Source organism: Streptomyces pactum (assembly GCF_016031615.1).
In the GTDB taxonomy this organism is placed as follows: Bacteria; Actinomycetota; Actinomycetes; order Streptomycetales; family Streptomycetaceae; genus Streptomyces; species Streptomyces pactus.
This window is the reverse complement of sequence record NZ_JACYXC010000001.1, coordinates 2321542-2344770: the sequence shown is the minus strand read 5'-3', so window position 1 is coordinate 2344770 and position 23229 is coordinate 2321542. Positions and strand designations below refer to the sequence as shown.

Genomic DNA, 23229 nt, shown 5'->3' with positions numbered 1-23229 from the left:
GGACCAGGCTGTCAGCGCCGGGCCCCCGACCGGCCCGGTTCCGGAAGACGATGTGGAGATCTCCTCAATGAAACGAGTGGCCATCGACGATGTTCTTCCGCTGTCGCCACTGCAGGAAGGCATGCTGTTCCACGCCCTGTACGAGGAACACCGCTTCGATGTCTACACGGCCCAGCTCGTCATCGACCTGGAGGGCGAGCTGGACGCCGCGGCGATGCGCGACGCGGTGGCCACCCTGCTCCGCCGGCACGCCAACCTGCGCGCCGGCTTCCGGTACGAGAAGCTGAGCAAGCCGGTCCAGGTGGTCCCGCGCGAGGTCCCGGTGCCCTGGCGCGAGGTGGACCTGACCCACCTCGGCGAGGCGGAGCAGCGGGCCGAGCTGGACCGGCTGGCGGCCGAGGACGCCGACCACCGCTTCGACCTGTCCACCGGGCCGCTGCTGCGCTTCACCCTGGTACGGCGGGGCGCCGGCCGCGACCGGCTGATGTTCAACTCCCACCACATCCTGCTGGACGGCTGGTCCACCGCCCGGTTCATGTACGAGCTGTTCACCATCTACGAGAGCCGCGGCGACTCGGGCCTGCCGCCGGTGACCCCCTACCGCGACTACCTGGGCTGGCTGGCCGCGCAGGACCGGCAGGCCGCCGAGAGCGCCTGGCGGGAGGTCCTCGGCGACATCGAGGAACCCACCCTGGTGGCGCCCGGCGACGCCGGGGTCACCAGCGCCCCGCACGAGCTGACCATCACCCTCACCGAGGACCTCACCACCCGGGTCCGGGAGACCGCGCGCCGCAACGACCTCACCCTCAACACCGTCTTCCAGGGCTGCTGGGCGCTGCTGCTCGCCCAGCTCACCGGCCGGGACGACGTGGTCTTCGGCGCCACCGTCTCCGGGCGGCCGGCCGAACTCGCCGGCATGGAGAACATGGTCGGCCTGTTCATCAACACCGTCCCGGTCCGGGTCCGGGTGCGGCCCGGACAGACCCTGCTGGAGACCCTCGCCTCGCTCCAGCGGCAGATGACCGGCATGATGCCGCACCACCACCTCAGCCTCCCCGACATCCAGGGCGTGTCCGGGACGACCACCCTGTTCGACACCGTCACCGTCACCGAGAACTACCCGATGAGCGGCGACGACCTGACCGAGCTGCCCGGCAACCTCCGGCTGGCCGGGGCCAAGGGCACCGACGCCAACCACTACCCGCTCAGCGTCGCGGTGCTCCCCGGCGCCGCGCTGCGCCTGAGCTTCGGCTACCGGGCCGAGCTGTTCACCGCCGACGACATGCGGACGCTGGGCGAGCGCGTCCGCCGCCTGTTCGAGGCCTTCACCGCCGACCCGGGGCAGCTCGTCGCCCGGCTGCCGCTGCTCACCGGCGAGGAGCGGGCGCGCCTGCTCGACCACGGCGTCCCCGCCCGGCCGCTGCCCGGCGGCGCCACCATCGGCGACCTCTTCGCCGAGCAGGTGCGCCGGCACCCCGCCGCCCCCGCGCTGATCCACCAGGACACCACCCTCGACTACGCCGGACTCGACCGCCGCGCCAACCGGCTCGCCCGCACCCTGATCGAGGGCGGGGCGGGCCCGGAGAAGGTGGTGGCCCTGGTGCTGCCCCGCTCCCCGGAACTGATCGTCGCCATGCTCGCGGTGGTCAAGGCCGGGGCCGCCTACCTGCCGGTGGACACCGGCTACCCGGCGGACCGGATCGGCTACCTGCTCACCGACTCCGACCCGGCCCTGGTGGTCACCGACACCGGCTCGGCCGCCGCCGTCCCGGCCACCTGCACCGCGCCGCGGCTGGTGCTCGACGACCCGGCCACCGCGGCCGCCACCGAGGCCCGATCCGCCGCACCCGTGGAACCGGCGGAGCGGACCGCCCCGCTGCTCCCGGCCCATCCCGCGTACGTCATCTACACCTCCGGCTCCACCGGCCGCCCCAAGGGCGTGGTGGTCCCGCACACCGGGGTGGCCGGCCTGATCGCCACCCACGTCGAACGGTTCGGGGTCGGCCCGGGCAGCCGGGTGCTCCAGTTCGCCTCGCCGAGCTTCGACGCCGCCGTGGCCGAGATCTACCCGGCGCTGCTGTCCGGCGGTGCCCTGGTGCTGGCCCCGGCCGAGCGGCTGCAGCCCGGCCGCGCGCTGGTCGAGCTGGTCGCCGAACACCGCGTCACCCACGCCACCATCCCGCCGGCCGCGCTCGCCGTGCTCGACGCCGCCGACTTCCCCACCGTGCGGCTGCTCATCGTGGCCGGCGAGACCACCGCCCCCGAACTGGTCGAGGCCTGGTCCCGCGACCGTACGATGATCAACGCCTACGGCCCCACCGAGACCACCGTGTGCGCCTCGGTCAGCGGCCCGCTCTCCGGCGCCGGGGTGCCCCCGATCGGCACCGCCATCGGCACCTCGGTGCTGCGGGTGCTCGACGGCGCGCTGCGCCCGGTGCTGCCCGGCGTCACCGGCGAGCTGTACGTCTCCGGGCCCTGCACCGCCCGCGGCTACCTGGGCCGGCCGGGGCTGACCGCCGAGCGGTTCGTCGCCGACCCGTTCGCCGGCGACGGCCGGCGGATGTACCGCACCGGCGACCTGGTGCGCTGGCGGTCCGGCGGCGACGGCGACCGGCCGGTGCTGGAGTTCGTCGGCCGCGCCGACGACCAGGTCAAGGTCCGCGGCTTCCGGATCGAGCTGGGCGAGGTCGAGTCGGCGCTGCTCACCCACGACAGCGTGGAACGGGCGCTGGCCGTGGTGCGCGCCACCGAGCAGGGCGACAAGCGGCTGGTGGCCTACCTGGTGCCCGCCGCCGGCGCCCAGGTGCCCCGGCCCGGCGCGCTCCGCGCCCACGTCGGCGCCGCGCTGCCGGAGTACATGGTCCCCTCCGCCTTCGTGGTGATGGACGCGTTCCCGCTCACCCCCAACGGGAAGCTGGACCGCGCCGCCCTGCCCGAGCCCGACCCGGCCGCCGAACTCGCCGGCCGCGCCCCGCGCACCCCGCAGGAGGAGATCCTCACCTCCCTGTTCACCGAGGTCCTCGGGGTGAACGCGATCGGCGTGGACGACGACTTCTTCGACCTGGGCGGCCACTCGCTGCTCGCCACCCGGCTGGTCTCCCGGGCCCGCGCGGTCTTCGGCGTCCAGCTGTCCATGCGCGCGGTCTTCGAGGCGCCCACGGTGGCCGGCATCGCCCGCCGGCTCACCGAGGTGACCGACGACCGGCCGGCGCTCACCGCCGGGGAGCGGCCCGAGCACGTCCCGCTCTCCCACGCCCAGCGCAGGCTGTGGTTCCTGGACCGGCTGGAGGGCGCCAAGCCCATCTACAACGTGCCGCTGACCCTGCGGCTCACCGGCGAGCTGGACCTGACCGCGCTGCGCCGGGCGTTCCACGACGTGATCGACCGGCACGAGAGCCTGCGCACCGTCTTCCCCGAGGTGGACGGCACCCCCTACCAGCACGTCCTGGACCCGGCCGAGGTCCGGCTGGACCTGGAGGCGGTGGACCTCACCGCCGCCCCGGAGACTCTCGACCAGGTGCTGGAGCGGGAGTCGGCGACCGGCTTCCGGCTCGCCGAGGACCTGCCGCTGCGCATCCGCGTGTACCGCACCGGACCGCACACCCACGTCCTGCTGGTGGTGATGCACCACATCGTCGGCGACGGCTGGTCGATGAGCGTCTTCGGCCGCGACCTGTCCGTCGCCTACGCCGCCCGGCTGGAGGGCGACGACCCCGGCCTGCCCCCGCTGCCGGTGCAGTACGCCGACTACACCCTGTGGCAGCGGCGGGTGCTGGGCGACGAGAGCGATCCCGGCAGCGCCATCTCCCGGCAGCTCGCCTTCTGGGAGACCACCCTGGAGGGCATCCCCGACGAGCTGAACCTGCCGGTGGACCGGCCCCGCCCGGCGGTGCCCGGCTACGCCGGCGACACCGTCTCCTTCCACCTCGACGCCGCGCTCCACCAGAAGCTGCTCACCCTCTCCCGCAACTGCCAGGCGAGCCTGTTCATGGTGCTCCAGGCCGGGCTGTCGGTGCTGCTCTCCCGCTCCGGCGCCGGCTCCGACATCCCCCTGGGCACGCCGATCGCCGGCCGCACCGACGACGCCGTGGACGACCTCGTCGGCTTCTTCCTCAACACCCTGGTGCTGCGCACCGACACCTCCGGCAACCCCACCTTCCGGGAACTGGTGGACCGGGTGCGGGAGGCCGACCTGGCCGCCTACGCCAACCAGGACGTGCCCTTCGAGCGGCTGGTCGAGCACCTCAACCCCGAGCGGTCCATGGCCCGGCACCCGCTGTTCCAGGTGATGTTCACCGTGCAGAACAACCGGCAGGCCGAACTGGTGCTGCCCGGCGCCCGGGTGGAGCCCTACGAGCACGACGGCGCGCTGGCCAAGTTCGACCTGTTCGTCGGCGTCATCGAACAGCGCACCGCGGCCGGCGCGGTGGACGGCCTGGCCGGCTGGATGGAGTACAGCACCGACCTGTTCGACCGGGAGACCGTCCAGGAACTGGCCGACCGCTACGTACGGGTGCTCGCCGCGGTGGTGGACGACCCCCGGCGGGCGATCGGCTCCCTGGACCTGCTCGACCCCGTGGAGCGGCACCGCCTGGTCACCGCCGTCAACGACACCGCGCACCCGCTGGACGCCACCACCCTGCCCGAGCTGTTCCGGCGCCGGGTCCGGGCCCACCCGGAGCTGCCGGCCGCGGTGGCCGACGGCACCGGGCTGACCTACGCGGAGCTCGACGCCCGCGCCAACCGGCTCGCCCGCCTGCTGGCCGCCCGCGGCATCGGCCCAGAGGACACCGTCGGCATCGCCCTGCCGCGCTCCCCGGAGCTGCTGGTGGCGGTCTGCGCGGTGCTCAAGGCCGGCGCGGCGTACCTGCCGCTGGACCCCGCGCACCCGGCCGAACGCACCGTCCTCACCCTCGCCGACGCCGCGCCCGCGGTGGTGCTCACCCGCACCGGGCTGCTCCCCGACGGCCACCGCACGCCGGTGCTCGCCCTGGACGAACCGGAGACCGACCAGGCCCTCGCCGGGCAGCCGGACACCGACCTCACCGACGCCGACCGCACCCGTCCGCTCCACCTCGGCCACCCCGTGTACACCATCTACACCTCCGGCTCCACCGGCCGCCCCAAGGGCGTGGTGATGCCCGCCCGCGCCATGGCCAACCTGATCGCCTGGCACCACGCCGAAGTGGGCGGCGAACCCGGCGACCGGGTGGCGCAGTTCACCGCCATCAGCTTCGACGTCTCCGCCCAGGAGATGCTCGCCACCCTGCTCACCGGCAAGACCCTGGTGATCCCCGCCGACGAGGTCCGCAAGGACGCCGCCGCCCTCGCCCGCTGGCTCGACGACCACCGGATCGCCGAACTGTACGCCCCCAACCTGGTGGTGGACGCCGTGGTGGAGGCCGCCCAGGAGGCGGACGTACCGCTCACCGCGCTGCGCACGATCGCCCAGGCCGGCGAGGCACTGGCCCTCACCCCCCGGCTGCGCGCGTTCTGCGCCGCCCGGCCCGGGCTGCGGCTGCACAACCACTACGGACCCACCGAGACCCATGTGGCCACCGGCGCCACCCTGCCGGCCGACCCCGCCCGGTGGCCTGCCACCGCCCCGATCGGCCGGCCGATCGCGGGCGGCCGGGTGTACGTCCTGGACGACCTGCTCACCCCGGTCCCCGCCGGCGTCGTCGGCGAGCTGTACCTGGGCGGCGCCGGACTCGCCCGCGGCTACCTCCGGCGCCCGGCGCTCACCGCCGAGCGGTTCGTCGCCGACCCGTTCGGCCCGGCCGGCTCCCGCCTGTACCGCACCGGCGACCTGGTGCGCTGGAACAAGGCCGGCGAGCTGGAGTTCGTCGGCCGGGCGGACCACCAGGTCAAGATCCGCGGCTTCCGCATCGAGCTGGGCGAGATCGAGGCACAGCTCGCCACCCACCCCGACGTCGCCTCGGTCGCCGTGCTGGCCCGGCAGGACCGGCCCGGCGTGAAGCAGCTCGTCGGGTACGTGGTGCCGGCCGCCGGCCGCGTCGCACCGCAGGCCGCGGAGCTGCGCAAGCACGCGGCCACCGCGCTGCCCGACTACATGGTGCCCACCGCCTTCGTCGCCCTGGACGCGCTGCCGCTGACCCCCAACGGCAACCTCGACCGCCGGGCGCTGCCCGCCCCCGCCCGGGAGGCCGCCGAGCGGCGCGCCCCCGCCGACGCCCGCGAGGCGGCGGTGTGCGACCTGTTCGCCGAGGTGCTGGGGCTGGACGAGGTCGGCGTGGACGACAACTTCTTCCACCTCGGCGGCCACTCGCTGCTCGCCACCCGGCTGACCAGCCGGCTGCGCACCGTGCTCGGCGTGGAACTCGCCGTCCGCGACCTGTTCGAGGCGCCCACCCCGGCCGGGCTCGCCGCCGCGGCCGGCACCGCGGCCCGGGCCCGGCGCGCGGTCACCCGCCGGGAGCGCCCGGAGGAGGTGCCGCTGTCCTTCGCCCAGCGCCGGCTGTGGTTCCTCAACCGGTTCGAGGGCCCCAGCGCCACCTACAACCTGCCGGTCGCGGTGCGCCTGCGCGGCCCGCTGGACCGCGCCGCGCTGACCGCCGCGGTCGCCGACGTGGTGCGGCGGCACGAGAGCCTGCGCACCGTCTTCCCCGAGGTGGACGGCCGCCCCCGGCAGGTCGTCCTGGACGTGGTGCCCCCGGTACCGGTGGTGGAGACCACCGAGGCGGAACTGCCCGCCGCGCTGGACGCGGCCGTCGCCGAGGGCTTCGACCTCGCCACCGAGATCCCGGTGCGCGCCCGGCTGTTCGCGCCGGCCGCCACCGAGCACGTGCTGCTGCTGGTCATCCACCACATCGCCGGCGACGGCTGGTCGATGACGCCGCTGGGCCGCGACCTGTCCGCCGCCTACGCCGCCCGCACCGCCGGCCGGGCACCGGACCTCCCCCCGCTGCCGGTGCAGTACGCCGACCACACCCTGTGGCAGCACGAGGTGCTGGGCAGCGAGGACGACCCGGACAGCGTCATCGCCCGGCAGGCCGCGTACTGGCGCACCACCCTCGCCGGCGCCCCCGACGAGCTGGTGCTGCCCACCGACCACCGGCGCCCGCCCACCCCCAGCTACCGCGGCGGCCTGGTCTCCTTCCGGATCGGCGCGGACGTCCACCGGACGCTGCTGGAGCTGTCCTCGGAGCACCGGGCCAGCCTCTTCATGACCGTCCAGGCGGGCCTGGCCACCCTGCTCAGCGGGCTCGGCGCGGGCACCGACATCCCGATCGGCACCGCCGTCGCCGGCCGCACCGACGACCAGCTCGACGACCTGGTGGGCTTCTTCGTCAACACCCTGGTGCTGCGCACCGACACCTCCGGCTCGCCGAGCTTCACCGAGCTGCTGCGCCGGGTGCGGGAGACCGACCTGGCCGCCTACGCCCACCAGGACCTGCCCTTCGAGCGCCTGGTGGAACTGGTCAACCCCGAGCGGTCGATGGCGCGCAACCCGCTGTTCCAGGTGATGCTGAACTTCGAGAACACCGCCGAGGCCGCCCTGGAGCTGGCCGGGGTGACCGCCGGACCCGAACCGCTCGGCTTCGACGTCGCCAAGTTCGACCTGTCCTTCAGCTTCGCCGAGACCCGCGCCCCCGACGGCGCCCCCGCGGGCATCGAGGGCGTGGTCTCCTACAGCAGCGACCTGTTCGAGCGGGCGACCGCCGAGCGGCTCGCCGCCCGGCTGGCGCACGTGCTGGCCTCGGCCGCCGCCGACCCGGGCCGGCCCGTCGACCGGCTCGACCTGCTGCTGCCCGGCGAGCGGGACCGCGTCCTGGACGAGTGGAACGACGCCGCCCGGAAGGTGCCCGCGGCCACCGTGCCGGAGCTGTTCGCCCGCCGGGTGGCGGCCGCCCCGGACGCGCCCGCGCTGCTCTTCGAGGACCGGACGCTGAGCTACGCGGAACTGGACGCCGCCGCCGCACGGCTGGCCGGACTGCTGGCCGGGCGCGGCATCGGCCCGGAGAGCGTCGTCGCGGTCTCCATGCCCCGCTGCCCGGAGCTGGTGACCGCGGTGCTGGCGGTGGTCCGCACCGGCGCCGCCTACCTGCCGGTCGACCCCGACTACCCGGCCGAGCGCATCACCCACATGCTCCGCGACAGCCGACCGGCGCTGCTGCTCACCCTCGGCGCCGTCGCCGGGCAGCTGCCCGCGGGGGAGGTGCCCCGGCTCGTCCTGGACGACCCGGACACCGCCCGGCCGGCGGAGCCCGGCCCGGCCGGCCCGCCCACCGGTCCGCTGCCGGACCACCCCGCGTACGTCATCTACACCTCCGGCTCCACCGGCCTGCCCAAGGGCGTACAGGTCACCCACCGCGGAGTGGCGAACCTGCTCGCCACCCAGACCGAACGGCTCGGCGCCGGCCCGGGCAGCCGGGTGCTCCAGTTCGCCTCCTCCAGCTTCGACGCCGCGTTCTGGGACCTGTGCATGGCGCTGCTGTCCGGCGGCACCCTGGTGATGGCCCCGGCCGAACGGCTCACCGGCCCGGACCTCACCGAGGTGCTCCACCGGCACGCGGTCACCCACGCCCTCATCCCGCCGGTGGTGCTCTCCGCCCTGCCGGACGACGGACTGCCCCCGGGCATGACGCTGATCTCCGGCGGCGAGGCGTGCACCCCCGAGCTGGTGGCCCGGTTCGCCCCCGGCCGGCGGATGGTCAACGCCTACGGCCCCACCGAGACCACCGTGGTGGCCAGCCTCAGCGCACCGCTCACCGCCGCCGCCGGGCCGCCGCCCATCGGCATCCCGGTGGCCGGCGGCCGGCTGTACGTGCTCGACGCCGCGCTGCGCCCGGTGCCGCCGGGCGTCACCGGGGAGCTGTACGTCGGCGGCCCCGGCCTGGCCCGCGGCTACCTGGGCCGCCCGGCGCTCACCGCCGAGCGGTTCGTCGCCGACCCGTTCGGCCCGGCCGGATCCCGCCTGTACCGCACCGGCGACCTGGTCCGGTGGGGCGAGGACGGCGCGCTGCGCTACACCGGCCGCGCCGACGCCCAGGTCAAGATCCGCGGCTTCCGCGTCGAACCGGGCGAGATCGAGGCGTGCCTGCTCACCCGCCCCGAGGTGGCCCAGGCGGCGGTCCGGGTCCGCGAGGACACCCCCGGCCGCCGGCAGCTGGTCGCCTACCTGGTGGCCGCCGACGGCGCCACCGCGGACCCCGCGCAGCTGCGCGCCCACGCCGCCGCCACCCTCCCGGACCACATGGTGCCCGCCGCCTTCGTGCTGCTGGCCGCGCTGCCCCGGACGGTCAACGGCAAGCTGGACGAACGGGCCCTGCCCGCACCGGAGTTCACCGCCGCCCCGGCGGGCGCGGCGGCGCGCACCGAGCCGGAGCGGCTGCTGTGCGCGATGTTCGCCGACGTGCTCGGCCTGACCGAGGTCGGGGTGGACGACAACTTCTTCCACCTCGGCGGCGACAGCATCGTCTCCATCCAGCTGGTGGCCCGGGCCCGCGCCGCCGGACTGGTCTTCACCCCCCGGGACGTCTTCCGGCACCCCACCGCCGCCGCGCTCGCGGCGGTCGCCGGCACCGTCGCCGACGAGCCGGCGGAGGAGCCCGGCGCGGGCACCGGCGTGGTACCGGCCACCCCGGTGATGCGCTGGCTGCGGGAGCGCGGCGGCCCGGTGGACCGGTTCCACCAGTCGATGATGCTCCAGGCGCCCGCCGGCTGCGGCACCGAGCCGCTGGCCCGCACCGTCCAGGCGCTGCTCGACCACCACGACGCGCTGCGCGCCCGGCTGGACCGGACCGGCGAGGAGTGGACCCTGGTGGTGCCCGAGCCCGGCACGGTGCGCGCCGCCGACCTCATCCGCCGGGTGGACATCACCGGCCTGGACGAGGCCGGCCGGCTGGCGGCGTTCGCCGAGCACGGCGAGGCGGCGCTGGACCGGCTGGCCCCCGACGACGGCACCATGGTGCAGGTCGTCTGGTTCGACGCCGGCCCGCACGAGCGCGGCCGGGCCTTCCTCGCCGTCCACCACCTGGTGGTGGACGCGGTCTCCTGGCGCATCCTGCTGCCGGACCTGGACCGGGCGTGGCAGGCCGTCCAGGCCGGCGCCGACCCGGCGATGGAGCCGGTGGGCACCTCGCTGCGCCGCTGGTCCCAGGCACTGGTCGCGGAGGCCGCCCGGCCCGGCCGGCTGGCCGAACTCCCCGGCTGGCAGCACCGGCTGGCCGCCGCCCCGGCCCCGCTGCCGGAGCTGGTGTGCGACCCCGGCCGGGACGTGATCGGCACCCTGCGCACCGTCGAGCGGACCGCCCCGGCGGAGGTCACCCACGCCCTGCTCAACGAGCTGCCCGCGATGTTCCACGCCGCCGCGGACGACGTGCTGCTCACCGCGCTCACCCTCGCCGCCGCCGACTGGCGCCGGCGCCGGACGGCCGGCACCGGACAGGGCCTGCTGGTCGCCCTGGAGGGGCACGGCCGCGAGGAGATCACCGAGCGGACCCGGCTCACCCGTACCGTCGGCTGGTTCACCACCATCCACCCGGTGCACCTGGACCCCGGGCGGATCTCCTGGAGCGAGGCGTTCGCCGGCGGACCCGCCGCCGGCGACGCGCTGACCCGGATCAAGGAACAGCTGCGCGCGGTGCCCGACAAGGGCATCGGCTACGGCCTGCTGCGGTACCTCAACCCGGACACCGCGCCCTCGCTGCGGGACCTGCCCGAACCCCAGATCGGCTTCAACTACCTGGGCCGGTTCTCCACCTCCGGCGGCCCGGTGGAGGCCGACTGGGCGCTCGCCCCGGAGTCCGGCGCGATCGGCGGCGAGGACCCCGGGATGCCGGTGGCCCACGTCCTGGAGGTCACCGCCTCCGCCGAGGACGGCCCCGACGGCCCGCGGCTGCGGGTGATCTGGCAGTGGCCGGCCGGGCTGCTGGACGAGGCCCGGGTGGACGACCTCGCCGACTCCTTCACCCGGGCCCTGGAGGGGCTGGCCGCGCACGCCGGCACCGCGCAGGTGGTGCGCCACACCCCCTCCGACATGGACCTGGTCGAGGTCAGCCAGGACGAACTCGACGAGCTGGCCGGCGAACTGGACCAGTGGTAGCCGCCGGCGGTCCCGCCACCCGGCGGGGCCGCGCCGCCGCCCGGGGCACGGTGACCCACCCGTGTTCCGGGCGCGGCGGCCGGCGGCGGCGCGCCCGCCCGGGCCCGCGGGGACACCCCCGCGGGCCCGCCCGGCGTCCCCCACTTCCGAGTTGTTGATGTGCCCCTCTGTGCCGGGCGGTGCTGCCGGTACCGTCGCAAGCGGTGAGCTTCGCAGGCGGGCGTCAGGCACCACTCGTCCTGCGTGACGGCGGGTCCGCCCGCCACCCGTGCCCCGTGCCCATGCCCTCGCCCAGGCCGCTCGCCGCCGCCCCCGCCCGTCGCGACGCCCGGTGCGCACCGACCGCCGGGGCGGCGCCGCACCCACCGCCCGCCCGACCGGACCCCTCACTTCCCGACCTCACGAAGACGCCCAGGGAGCACGTGCAGTGAAGCAGTCACGCATCGAGGACCTTCTACCCTTGTCGCCGCTCCAGGAAGGGCTGCTCTTCCACGCCCAGTACGCCGACGAGGCGCTGGACGTGTACACGGTGCAGCTGGCGGTCCGGATCGAGGGTCCGGTGGACACCGCGGCGATGCGTCGCGCCGCGGCCTCGCTGGTGCGCCGGCACGCCGGGCTGCGCGCCGCCTTCCGCCGCCGGAAGAACGGCGATCCGATGCAGGTCATCCTGCGCGAGGTCGAACTGCCGCTCACCGAGGTGGACTTCACCGGCCTGACCGGGGACGAACTGACCGCACGGGTGCGGGAGCACACCCTGCGCGACCGGATGCGGCGCTTCGACATGGACCGGCCGCCGCTGCTGCGGCTGACCATGATCCACACGGCGGCGGACACCTTCTGGCTGGTGCTCACCGCCCACCACATCCTGCTCGACGGCTGGTCCTCGCCGCTGGTCATGCAGGAGCTGTTCCGGCACTACCGGGCCGGCGGGGAGGACACCACCCTGCCGCCGGTCACCCCGTACCGCTCCTACTTCACCTGGCTGGCCGGGCAGGACAAGGACCGGGCACTGCGGGCCTGGCGGGACGCGCTGGACGGCGTGGACGGGCCGACCCTGCTCGTACCCGGCGCCGACCGCGGCGCCGCGGTACCGCCGGAGGACCTGGTCACCGAGGTGCCCGCGGAGCTGACCGGCCGGCTCCAGGACCTCGCCCGCGCCACCGGCGTCACCCTCAACACCGTGGTGCAGAGCGCCTGGGGCGTGCTGCTGGGCCGGCTCACCGGCCGCACCGACGTGGTCTTCGGCGCCACCGTCTCCGGCCGCCCCGCGGAGATCCCCGGCGTGGAGTCCATGGTCGGGATGTTCATCAACACCCTGCCGGTCCGGGTCCGCACCGACCCCGCCCGCACCTGGACCGAGCTGCTCACCGCGGTCCATGAGCAGCAGACCGCGCTCATCGACCACCACCACCTGCCGCTGCCGGCCGTGCAGGCCCAGACCCCGGTCACCGGCGAGCTGTTCGACACCCTGGTGGTCTACGAGAACTACCCGCTGGACTCCGCCGGCGACGGCGCGGCCGAGGAGGACACCGGCCCGCGCATCACCGACGTCACCGGCCAGGACGCCACCCACTACCCGCTCACCCTCTTCCCCACCCCGGGCCCCACCCTGCGGCTGCGCCTGAACCACCGCCCGGACCTGTACGACCGGGACGCCGCCCAGGGCGTGCTGGACGCCTTCCACCGCGTGCTGGAACAGCTCGCCGCCGACCCCGCGCTGCCGGTCGGCCGCACCGAGGTGCTCACCGCTCGGCAGCGGCACCTGCTGCTGCACGAGCGGAACGACACCGGCTCCGGCACCCCGCCGGTGCCGGTGCCCGAGCTGTTCGCCGCCGCCGCGGCCGCCACCCCGGACGCGGTGGCCGTCATCGCCGGCGGCACCGAGGTCAGCTACCGCGAACTGGACGACCGGGCCGCCCGGATCGCCCGGCTCCTCACCGGCCTGGGCGCCGGCCCCGAGGTGCGGGTGGCGGTGGCGCTGCCCCGCTCCGCGGACCTGGTGGCCACCCTGCTCGCGGTGGCCCGCACCGGCGCCGGATACGTGCCGCTGGACCCGGAGCACCCGGCCGACCGGACCGCGTACATCCTCGCCGACGCCGCCCCCGCCGTGCTGGTCACCGACTCCTCGGCGGCGCCCGCGGACACCGCCGGCGGCCCGGTCCGGCTCCTGCTGGACGACCCGGACGTCCGGGACCGGCTCGCCGCCCCGGCCGCCGGCGCCGGACCCGCCCCGCACACCGCCGGCGCCCACCCGGCGTACACCATCTACACCTCCGGCTCCACCGGGCGGCCCAAGGGCGTCGTGGTCACCCGCGACAACCTGGCCAACTTCGTCGCCGACATGCGCGAGCGGTGCGCACTGGGCCCCGGTGACCGGCTCGCCGCCGTCACCACCGTCGCCTTCGACATCGCCGCCCTGGAGCTGTACGTGCCGCTGGTGAGCGGCGCCACGGTGGTCCTCGCCACCCGGGACGAGGTGCGCGACATCCCGCGCCTGGCCGACCTGCTGACCCGCACCGGGGCCACCGTCATGCAGGCCACCCCCACCCTGTGGCAGGCGCTGGCGGCCGACCGCCCGGACGCGCTGGCCGGGCTGCGCGCGCTCGTCGGCGGCGAGGCGCTGCCCGCCCCGCTGGCCGCCCGGCTCACCGGGCTGACGGCCGGCGTCACCAACCTCTACGGCCCCACCGAGACCACCGTGTGGTCCACCGCCGCCCGGCTGGACGGCACCGGGGGCACCCCGGCGATCGGCCGGCCGGTCACCCGCACCCGGGTCTACGTGCTGGACGCCGGCCTCACCCCGGCGCCGCCCGGCGTCCCCGGTGACCTCTACATCGCCGGGGACGGCGTGGCCCGCGGCTACGTGGGCCGCCCGGGCCTGACCGCCGAGCGCTTCGTGGCCTGCCCGTTCGGCGGCCCCGGCGAGCGGATGTACCGCACCGGCGACGTGGTGCGCTGGACCGCCGGCGGCGACCTGGAGTTCGTCGGCCGCTCCGACGACCAGGTCAAGATCCGCGGCTTCCGCATCGAACCGGGCGAGATCGAGGCCGTCCTGGGCGAGCTGCCGCAGGTGTCGCAGGCCGCCGTGGTGGCCCGCGCGGACGGCGGCGAACAGCGCCTGGTGGCCTACGTGGTGCCCGCGCCGGACACCGAGGTGACGGTGGCCGGCATCCGCGACGGCGTCGCGGCCCGGCTGCCCGAGTACATGGTGCCCGCGGCGGTCGTGGTCCTCCCCGAACTGCCCCGCACCCCCAACGGCAAGACCGACCGCAACGCGCTGCCCGCGCCCGACATCACCGCCCGGACCACCGGCGGGGCCCCGCGCACCCCGCAGGAGGAGATCCTGGCCAACCTCTTCGCCGAGATCCTGGGCCTGCCGGCGGTCGGCACCGACGACAACTTCTTCCACCTGGGCGGCCACTCGCTGCACGCCACCCGGCTGATCAGCCGGGTCCGCGCGGCGTTCGGCGTGGAACTGCCGCTGCGCGCCCTGTGGGAGGCCCCCACCGTCGCCGGGCTCGCCGCCCTGCTGCGCGGCGCCGGCGACGCCCGCCCGCCGGTGCGCCCGGTGGACCGCCCCGAGCGCATCCCGCTCTCCTACGCCCAGCGCCGCCTGTGGTTCCTCAACCGCTTCGAGAACAGCGCCGGCGCGCACAACCTCACCATGGCGCAGCGGCTGCGCGGCCCGCTGGACACCGAGGCGCTGCGGGCCGCCGTCCGGGACGTCAGCATCCGGCACGAGACGCTGCGCACGGTCTTCCCCGAGACCGACGGCGCCGCCCGCCAGCTGGTCCTGGACCCCGGGCAGGGCGCCGCCGAGCTGGAGGTGACCCCGGTCGCCGAGGCGGAGCTGGACGCGGTGATCGCGGCACGCACCGCGCGCGACTTCGACCTGGCCACCGAGACCCCGCTGCGGGTGACGCTGTTCGAGCTGGGCCCGGACGACCACGTGCTGCTCGTGGTCCTGCACCACATCGCCGCCGACGGCTGGTCGATGGGCCCGTTCGCCGCCGACCTGACCACCGCCTACCTGGCCCGGGCCGCGGGCCGGGCCCCGGCCTGGGAGCCGCTGCCGGCCCAGTACGCCGACTACACGCTGTGGAACTACCGGGTGCTCGGCGCCGAGGACGACCCGGACAGCCTGGTCAGCGCCCAGCTGGACTTCTGGCGCCGGCGTCTGGAGGGGGTGCCCGACGTCCTGCGGCTGCCCACCGACCGGCCCCGCCCGGACGACGCCGACTACACCGCCGAGACGGTCGAACTCGCCCTGTCGCCCGAGCTGTACCGGGCGCTGAACGACGTCGCCCGGCAGACCCGCACCAGCCTGTTCATGGTCCTCCAGGCCGGACTCGCCTCGCTGCTGTCCTCCGTCGGCGCCGGCACCGACATCCCGCTCGGCTCCCCCATCGCCGGCCGGAACGACAAGGCCCTGGAGGGCATGGTCGGCTTCTTCATCAACACCCTGGTGCTCCGCACCGACGTGAGCGGCAACCCCACCTTCCGGGAACTGCTGGACCGGGTGCGCGAGTTCGACCTGGCCGCCTACACCCACCAGGAGGTGCCCTTCGAGCGCCTGGTGGAACTGCTCAACCCCGAGCGGTCGCTCGCCTGGCACCCGCTGTTCCAGGTCTGGCTCAACGTGCAGAACATCGAGGCCGCCACCGGCCAGGAGGTCGGGCTGCCCGGCATCGACGCCGAGGTGTACCCGGTGCCGACCGGCGCCACCCAGTTCGACATGGCCTTCACCTTCAACGAGGCCACCGACGACGACGGGACGCCGGCCGGCATGCGGGCGCTCGTCGACTACCGGACCGACCTGTTCGACCGGGAGACGGTGGTGGACCTCTTCGGCCGCCTGGTGCGGCTGCTGGAGCAGTTCACCGCCGACCCCGAGCTGCGGGTGGCCGACGCCGACCTGCTCACGCCCGCCGAGCGCGCGGTGCTGGAACGGGCCAACGACACCGGGCGCGGCATCACCCCGGCCACCCTCCCCGAGCTGTTCGCGCGCCGGGTCGCCGCCGCCCCCGACGACCCCGCGGTCACCGGCGGGGGCACCGAACTGAGCTACGCCGCGCTCGACCGCCGGGCCAACCGCCTCGCCCACCTGCTGCGCGAGGCGGGCGCCGCCCCCGAGACGTTCGTGGCGCTCGCGCTGCCCCGCACGGTGGACTGGCCGGCCGCGGTGCTCGCCGTGCACAAGGCGGGCGCCGGATACCTGCCGCTGGACCCGGCCTACCCGGCCGAACGGCTCGCCCACATGCTCGCCGACGCCCGCCCCGGCGTGGTCGTCACCACCCGGGAGCTGGCGGACCGGGTGCCGCCGGCCGAGGGTGCCACGGTGATCGTCCTGGACGACCCGGACACCGCCGCCCGGCTCGACCGGGCCCCGGACACCGCGCCCGAGGTGCGGCTGTCGGTCCACCACCCCGCCTACGTCATCCACACCTCCGGCTCCACCGGCCGGCCCAAGGGCGTGGTGGTCACCCACGCCGGGTTCGCCGCGCTGCTCACCGGCTACGTCGAGGCGCTGGGCCTGGGCCCGGGCAGCCGGGTGCTGCAGTTCGCCTCGCCCAGCTTCGACGCCGCCTTCGCCGAGCTGTGCAAGGCCCTGCTCTCCGGCTCCACGCTCGTCATGGCGCCGCCCGCCCGGCTCGACCCGGGCGCCCCGCTCGCCGCGCTGCTGGCCGAGGAGCGGATCACCCAGGCCACCATCCCGCCCGCCGCGCTGGCCGTGATGACCGGCGACGAGGTGCCCGCCGGGGTCGCCCTGCTGGTCGCCGGCGAGGCCACCCCGCCCGAGCTGGCCGACCGCTGGTCGGCCGGCCGGCGCATGGTCAACGCGTACGGCCCCACCGAGACCACCGTCTGCGCCACCATCAGCGCCCCGCTGTCCGGCCCCGTCCAGCCGCCGATCGGCACCCCGGTCCCGCACACCCGCGTCCACGTGCTCGACGCGGCGCTGCGGCCGGTGCCGCCCGGGGTGGCCGGGGAGCTGTACATCACCGGCGACGGCCTGGCCCGCGGCTACCTGGGCCGCCCGGGGCTCACCGCCGAGCGGTTCGTCGCCGCCCCCTCCGGCCCGCCCGGCACCCGGATGTACCGCACCGGCGACCTCGCCCGGTGGACCCGGGACGGGGTGCTGATGTTCCTCGGCCGCGCCGACGAGCAGATCAAGCTGCACGGCTTCCGGATCGAGCCCGGCGAGATCCGCTCCGCGCTGCTGCGCCGGCCCGAGGTCGCCCAGGCCGAGGTGGTGGTGCGCGAGGACCGGCCCGGCGACCGGCGCCTGGTGGCCTACGCGGTGCCCGCCGCCGGCGCCCGCCCGGCCGCCGCAGCGCTGCGCGAGGCGCTCGCCGCCGAACTCCCGGAGTACATGGTGCCCGCCGCCGTGGTGCTGCTGGACGCGATGCCGGTCACCCCCAACGGCAAGACCGACCGCAAGGCGCTGCCCGCCCCCGGCTACACCTCCGAGGCGCCGTCCGCGGCCCCGCGCACCGAGCGGGAGGAGCTGCTGTGCTCCCTGTTCGCCCAGATTCTGGGCAAGGAGACGGTCGGCATCCACGACAGCTTCTTCGACGTCGGCGGCGACAGCATCATGTCCATCCAGCTGGTCCGCCGGGCCCGCAACGCGGGCATCTCCCTCACCCCGCGCGACGTGTTCGAGCACAAGACCGTCGCCGAACTGGCCAAGGCGCTCGGCGACGACGAGCCGGCCGGTGAGCGGGACGCCGAGCCGCCCGCCGGGGCCGCCGACGAGCCCGGCGCCGGGGTCGGCCCGGTACCGCTCACCCCGATCATCCACTGGATGCGCGAACGCGGCGGCCGGGTGGACCGGTTCAGCCAGACCAACATGGTCGTCACCCCGCCCGGCGCCGGCGAGGAGCGGCTGCGCGCCGCGCTGCAGACCCTCCTGGACCACCACGACGTGCTGCGGATGCGGCTGCGCCGCACCGGCGGCGTGGTGTGGCACCTGGAGGTCACCGCACCGGGCACGGTGCGCGCCGCGGACTGCCTGCGCCGGGTGGACCTGGCCGGGCTGCCCGCCGAGGACGCCGCCGCCCGGCTCGCACAGGAGACCGCCGGCGCCTGGGACCGGCTGGACCCGGAGGCCGGGGCGATGCTCCAGGCGGTGTGGTTCGACGCCGGCCCCGGCACCCCGGGACGGCTGCTGCTGACCATCCACCACCTGGCGGTGGACGGCGTCTCCTGGCGCATCCTGCTGCCGCAGCTGACCGAGGCCTGGCAGGCCGCCGCCGACGGCCGGGCACCGCGGCTCGACGCCGTGGGCACCACCTTCCGCCAGTGGGCGCAGCTGCTCACCGACGAGGCCCAGCGGCCGGAGCGGGTGGAGGAGCTGGAGTACTGGCTGGCCACCCTCGCCGACCCCGGACCGCGCCTGGCCGACCGGGCGCTGGACCCCGCCCGGGACCTGACCTCCACCACCCGGCGGGTGTTCCTGGACCTCCCCACCGAGCAGACCGCCGCCCTGCTCACCACGGTGCCGGCGGCCTTCCACGCCCGGGTCAACGACGTCCTGCTCACCGCGTTCGCCGTCGCCGTCGCGCAGTGGCGCCGGCAGCGCGACCGCGGCGAGGGACCGGTGCTGGTCAACCTGGAGGGCCACGGCCGCGAGGAGCTGGACGACGGCGCCGACCTGTCGCTCACCGTCGGCTGGTTCACCAGCCTCTTCCCGGTGCGGCTGGACCCCGGAGCCTGCGACTGGGAGGACTTCCGGTCCGGCGGTCCGGCGGCCGGCACCGCCCTGAAGCAGATCAAGGAGCAGCTGCGCGCACTCCCCGGCAACGGACTCGGATACGGCCTGCTGCGCCACCTCAACCCGCAGACCTCCGCGGTCCTGGCCCGGCTCCCCGAGCCGGAGATCAGCTTCAACTACCTGGGCCGGTTCGCCGCCGCGGACGACACCACCCCGCGCACCGAGCTGACGCCGTGGGGGCCGGCCCCGGAGGGCTTCGACTTCGACGGCGCCGGCGACCCCGACCGCCCGCTGGCGCACGTGGTGGACGTCAACGCCATGACCCAGGACCTGCCCGACGGGCCGCGGCTGGTCGCCGACGTCTCCTGGGCCGGGGAGCTGCTGGACGAGGCCGACGTGCGCGAGCTGGGCGAGAACTGGTTCACCGCGCTGACCGCCCTGGTCACCCACGCCGAACAGCCGCAGGGCGGCGGCTACAGCCCCTCCGACCTCACCCTGGTCCCGCTGACCCAGCAGGAGATCGAGGCGGTGGAGGCCACCGCGGCCCAGCCGCTGGAGGACATCCTGCCGCTCACCCCGATGCAGGAGGGACTCCTCTACCACGCCCAGTTCGACGAGGACGAGCCCGACCTCTACACCATCCAGATCGGCATCGACCTCGCCGGCGACCTCGACGCCGGACTGCTGCGGACCGCCGCCGCCGCGCTGCTGCGCCGCCACCCCAACCTGCGGGCCGGCTTCCGCCAGCAGGGGCTGAGCCGGCCGGTGCAGGTCATCCTCGGCGACGTGGAACTGCCCTGGACCGAGCTGGACCTCACCCACCTGCCCGAGACCGAGCGCGCCGCCCGGCTGGACGCCCTGATGGACCAGGACCGGCTCCGCCGGTTCGACCCCGAGCGCCCGCCGCTGGTCCGCTTCACCCTGGTGCGGATGGGCGAGAACCTCGCCCGCTTCCTGATGACCAACCACCACCTGCTGCTCGACGGCTGGTCCGGGCCGCTGCTGCTGCGCGAGCTGTTCACCCTCTACGAGGCCGGCGGCGACCCGGCCGCGCTGCCCGAGGTCACCCCGTACCGCGAGTACCTGGCCTGGCTGGCCCGGCAGGACCGGCAGGCGGCCCGCGAGGCGTGGCGGAAGGTGCTGGACGGCGTGGACGGCGCCACCCTCATCGCCCCCGACGGCGACGAGCGGACCGACACCGTCCCCGGCGACGTGCTGATCGAACTGTCCGAGGAGACCACCGCCGCGCTGACCGCGGTGGCCCGCCGCTGCCAGGTCACCCTCAACACCGCCGTCCAGGCGGCCTGGGGCGTGGTGCTGGGCCGGCTCACCGGCCGCACCGACGTCACCTTCGGCAGCACCGTCTCCGGACGGCCCGCCGACCTGCCCGGCGTGGAGACCATGGTGGGCCTGTTCATCACCACGGTGCCGGTGCGCGTGGACCTCGGTGCCCGGGGCAGCTGGGCCGACCTGCTCCGGCGGGTGCAGGACCAGCAGACCTCGGTGATGGACCACCACTTCCTGGGCCTCCAGGACCTGCTGCGGCTGGTCGACTCCGACAAGCTGTTCGACACCATCGTGGTCACCGAGAACTATCCGCTGGAGGACGGCGGGATGCCCGGGCCGGAGGAGGGCCTGCGCATCGTCGGCGCCTACGGCACGGACGCCAACCACTACCCGGTCAGCCTGGTGGTGATGCCCGGACGCGCCCTGCGGCTGCGCCTGGGCTACCGGCCCGACCTGTTCGACCGGGCGGCCGTGGAAGCGATCGGCGGCCGGCTGGTCCGCGCCGTCGAGGCGCTGGCCGCGGCCCCGGAGCAGCCGGTGCACCGGACCGACCTGCTGTCGGCCGCCGAACGCCGCGCGCTGCTGGAGGAGCTGGCCGGCACCGGCCGGCCGGACGCCGGACAGCCGGTGCCTGAGCGGTTCGCGGCGCAGGCCCGCCGCACCCCGGACGCCCCGGCGCTGCTGCTCGCCGACGGCACCGAGGTCAGCTACGCCGACCTGGAGGCGGAGTCCGCCCGGCTGGCCGCCGGACTGGTCGCGGCCGGGGTCGGCCCGGAGCGGCTGGTGGCCCTGGTGCTGCCCCGCTCCCGGGAGCTGGTGACCGCCGCGCTCGCGGTGCTCAGGGCCGGCGGCGGCTACCTGCCGGTCGACCCGGACGACCCGGCCGACCGGGTCCGGCACGTGCTCACCGACGCCCGCCCGGTGCTGGTGCTCACCCGCTCCGGCATCGCGCCCGGACTCCCGGACACCGGCGCCCCGGTCCGGCTGCTCGACGCACCGGCCGCGGAGCCGGCCGCCCCGGCGGAGCCGGACGGCGGGCCGCGGTGGCGGGCCGGCAGCCCGGCGTACGTGATCTACACCTCGGGCTCCACCGGCCGGCCCAAGGGCGTGGTGGTCGAGCACCGGGCGCTCGCCCGCTACATCGACCACGCCGTCCGGGCGTACCCGTCGGTGGCCGAACGCGCGCTGCTGCACTCCCCGGTCTCCTACGACATGGCGGTGACCACGCTGTTCGCCCCGCTGGTCAGCGGCGGCTGCGTGCACGTGGCGGAGCTGGAGCAGCTCGACGGGGAGCGCCGGCAGCCGGCGTTCCTCAAGGTCACCCCGTCCCACCTGGCGCTGCTCGGCGGCGGCGACCCGGACCTGTCGCCCACCCGGGAGCTGGTGGTCGGCGGCGAACAGCTGCTGGGGGAGACGCTCCAGGAGTGGCGGGCGGCCCACCCGGAGGCGGCCGTGGTCAACGAGTACGGGCCCACCGAGGCGACGGTCGGCTGCGCGGTGCTGCGGCTGGAGCCCGGCGCGGAGGTGGCCGCCGGCGCGGTGCCGATCGGCACCCCGACGCCCGGCACCCGGCTGTACGTGCTCGACCCCGGGCTGCGGCTCACCCCGCCCGGCGCGGTGGGGGAGCTGTACATCGGCGGCGACCAGCTGGCCCGCGGCTACCTGGGCCGCCCCGGGCTCACCGCGTCCCGCTTCGTGGCCGCCCCCTTCGGCCCGCCCGGCGCCCGCCTGTACCGCACCGGCGACCTGGCGCGCTGGAACGCCGACGGACAGCTGGAGTACCTGGGCCGGGTGGACGACCAGGTGAAGGTCCGCGGCTACCGGGTCGAGCTGGGCGAGATCGAGGCCCGGCTGACCGCCGACCCCGAGGTCGGCCAGGCGGTGGTCTGCCTGCGCGCCGACGAGGGCCCCGCCAAGCGCCTGGTCGGCTACCTGGTCCCCGCCGGCGACGGGCTGGAGGTGGCCGCGGTGCGCGAGCGGCTCGCCGCCTCGGTGCCCGAGCACATGGTGCCCGCCGCGTTCGTGGTCCTGGACGAGCTGCCGCTGAACGCCAACGGCAAGGTGGACCGCAGGGCGCTGCCCGCGCCGCGGCTGGACCCGCGCGACTGGACCGGTCCGCGCGACCCCCGCGAAGAGGTGCTCTGCGAGGTGTTCCGCGAGGTGCTGGGGGTGGACGCGGTCGGCATCCACGACAGCTTCTTCGACCTGGGCGGCGACAGCATCATGTCGATGACCCTGGTCAACCGCATCCGGTCGGCCTTCGGTGTGAAGCTGGGCATGCGCACCGTGCTCACCGCGCCGACCGTGGCCGAGCTGGCCGGGCGGCTGACCGACGACACCGGGCAGGACGCGCTGGAGGTACTGCTGCCGCTGCGGCCCCGGGGCAGCCGCACCCCGGTGTTCTGCGTCCACCCGATGGGCGGGCTGAGCTGGGTGTACTCGGCACTGCTGCGGCACGTGGACCCCGAGCACCCGGTCTGGGGACTCCAGGCCCGCGGCCTGACCGGGGACGGCGAACTGCCCGCCACCATCGAGGAGATGGCGGCCGACTACGTGGACCGGATCCGCAGCGTCCAGCCGGCCGGCCCCTATGTGCTGCTCGGCTGGTCGCTGGGCGGCACCCTGATCCACGCGATGGCCACCCACCTGCAGGACGAGGGCGACCGGGTGGCGCTCCTGGTCAACCTGGACGAGTACCCGCTGGACCGCTCCCAGCCGCTGCCGGACCGGCTGCCGGACGAGCAGGACGCGCTGCGGGTGATGCTCGACCACGTCGGCTACGACCTGGACGAGCTGGGCGACGAACCGCTCGCCCACGACCGGGTGGTGGAGATGCTGCGGGCCCGGCAGTCGGTGCTGGCCAGCCTCGACGGGGAGAACATCGCCGCACTGGCCCGGATCTCCGCCAACAACCGCCGGCTCTTCGTCGCCCACGAGCCCGCCCGGTACGCCGGCGACCTGCTCGTGCTGATCGCCGAGCCGGACCGGTCGGTGCCGCCCTCGCAGCTGGCGGAGCGGGCCGAGCGGTGGCGGCCGCACATCGGCGGCCGGATCGAGTACCGGGTGGTCGGCCACAGCCACCAGCACCTGATGCAGCCGCAGGCGGCCGCCGAGATCGGCCGCGTACTGAACGACCGGCTGCGGGAGCTGAAGTGACCTC

2 protein-coding genes are annotated in these 23229 nt (G+C 75.8%); both read left to right on the top strand.

Annotation, left to right across the window (positions count from 1 at the left end):
* Positions 1–67: 67 nt before the first annotated feature.
* Positions 68–11068 carry a non-ribosomal peptide synthetase gene (locus IHE55_RS09005; protein ID WP_197988546.1) on the top strand — a complete coding sequence of 3667 codons (11001 nt, stop codon included), beginning with the start codon at positions 68–70 and terminating at the stop codon, positions 11066–11068.
* A 427-nt stretch (positions 11069–11495) separates the two neighbouring features.
* Positions 11496–23225: a non-ribosomal peptide synthetase gene (locus tag IHE55_RS32580; protein ID WP_197988545.1), complete on the top strand. Its 11730-nt coding sequence runs from the start codon at positions 11496–11498 to the stop codon at positions 23223–23225.
* Positions 23226–23229 lie beyond the last annotated feature (4 nt).

Bases quoted from the DNA above. Each gene is read 5' to 3' on its own strand.
- IHE55_RS09005 (WP_197988546.1), top strand. From the start codon at position 68: ATGAAACGAGTGGCCATCGACGATGTTCTTCCGCTGTCGCCACTGCAG.